Origin of the sequence: Teichococcus aerophilus (assembly GCF_014490485.1) — a bacterium.
Lineage (GTDB): Bacteria > Pseudomonadota > Alphaproteobacteria > Acetobacterales > Acetobacteraceae > Pseudoroseomonas > Pseudoroseomonas aerophila.
In genome coordinates this window covers 1-1551 of the sequence record NZ_JACTVA010000125.1, presented here as the reverse complement: position 1 = coordinate 1551, position 1551 = coordinate 1, and the positions used below count along the sequence as shown (strand labels likewise).

At 71.2% G+C, this 1551-nt stretch carries 3 protein-coding genes; 2 read left to right on the top strand and 1 reads right to left on the bottom strand.

The window, feature by feature from the left end:
• Together IBL26_RS25410 and IBL26_RS25405 are read left to right on the top strand one after the other, a co-directional pair.
• Positions 1-402 (top strand): Smr/MutS family protein (locus IBL26_RS25410; protein ID WP_187787279.1); only part of this gene is annotated, 402 nt, incomplete at its 5' end.
• A complete protein-coding gene (locus tag IBL26_RS25405; RefSeq protein ID WP_187787278.1) occupies positions 399-752 on the top strand; it encodes a helix-turn-helix domain-containing protein in 354 nt (117 codons plus the stop codon). The genes IBL26_RS25410 and IBL26_RS25405, both read left to right, overlap by 4 nt.
• Before the next feature lie 290 nt (positions 753-1042).
• Here IBL26_RS25405 and IBL26_RS25400 read toward each other — a convergent pair.
• On the bottom strand, positions 1043-1551 hold a 509-nt coding region (locus IBL26_RS25400; RefSeq protein ID WP_367615512.1), incomplete at its 5' end, for an SH3 domain-containing protein.

The window sequence follows — 1551 nt, the reverse complement described above, 5'->3', positions numbered from 1 at the left end:
GCCCCCGTGCCGCCGCCCGCCGTGGCGCGCCCGCGCACGGGCCGTGTGCACGCGCCCGTGCATGTCGGCACCGCGCCGCCCGGGATCGACAGCCACCGCTGGCGCGACCTGCGCCGTGGCCGCACCCGGCCGGAGCGGACGCTGGACCTGCACGGCCGACGCGCCCAGGACGCCTACCACGCCGTGCGCTCCTTCCTGCTTTCCGCCCACGCCGATGGCGTGCGCTGCGTGGCGGTGGTGACGGGCAAGGGGCCGATGCCCGAGGGCGGCGTGCTGCGGCGGGAGTTCCCCCACTGGCTGAACGCGCCGGACCTGCGCCACCTGGTGCTGGGCGCCGCCTACCCGCATGTGGCCAACCAGGGGGCGGTGCACCTGCTGCTGCGCCGCCGCCGCGACATATGACGCCGTTCGGCGCCCGGCTGCGCGCGCTGCGCGAGGAAAAGGGCATCACCCTCTCCGGCCTGGCGGCGGCGTTGCAGGTCTCGCCAGCCTATCTCTCCGCTCTGGAGCACGGGCGCCGGGGGCGGCCCTCCGCCGGGCTGATCCAGCAGGTGAACGACTATTTCGGCCTGTGGGACAATGTGGAAGAGCTGGAGCGGCTCGCCCGCCTCTCCCACCCCCGCGTGGTGCTGGATACGGCAGGGCTCTCCCCCGAAGCGACCGAACTGGCCAACCGCCTGGCGCTGCGCATCCGCAGCCTCACCCCGGCCCGGATCGCCGCGCTGCGGGCGGTGCTGGAGGGGGAGGAGTAGGTCGCTGGGGAAGGGAGAAGGGAGAAGGCTGGGGAATGAATTCCCCAGACCCCTTCTTTTTCTTCTGCGAGTTTGGCGTTGGCGCTCCAGGAGCGGGAGGGGGACGCTTCTGATGAAATTCAAAATGGGCAGCAAGGGCTGAACCGTCAGTCGCCGGAGGTCCAAGACCTTCGGCGCACCCAGCCGTATCTCAAGACTGACCCCTCAACGGCCACACCCGAAAACTCGAAAAAGAAAAAGAAGGGGCCCGGGGAATTCTTTCCCCGGCCTTCCTCCCTGACTGTCCCGCCTCAGTTGATCTCTTCGTTCGGCAGCACGCCCCAGATCTCCGTGCGGCGGAGGAAGCCGCGATGGTCGGCGACCTGGACTTCGCACCATTCCCTGCCGGCGTTGCAGCGGCGGATGCGGCCGACGACCCCGGGCTGCAGGCGGGCGACGACGTTGCTGGTCTCGCTGTCCGAGTGGTGCAGGGGGCGTTCCTGGCCGCGCACCATGAAGGTGCGGCGGGCGGAGAGGGTGGATTGGTGCACCCAGCCTTCGGTGCCGTCCATGTCCCGGATGCGGCGCCACTGGTTGTATTCGCGCACCACTTCCACTGGCAGGTCCCGCCGTTGGTAGGTCCATTCGATGGGGAAGCGGGTGTCGGGGCCGACGCGCAGGTTCACTTCGTCCGACCGCAGGGCGACGAAGCGGGGCGTGGGCAGGCCGGTGACGCTGCCGACATCGGGGATCGGCTCCGGCGGCGGCTGTGCCGGCTGGGCGGTGGCGGCGGCCGCCGCGCCGGCGGCGGCACCGGCCG

What these genes read in the sequence shown, in the direction of transcription:
- IBL26_RS25405 (WP_187787278.1), top strand. Translation starts at nt 399, where the DNA reads ATGACGCCGTTCGGCGCCCGGCTGCGCGCGCTGCGCGAGGAAAAGGGC.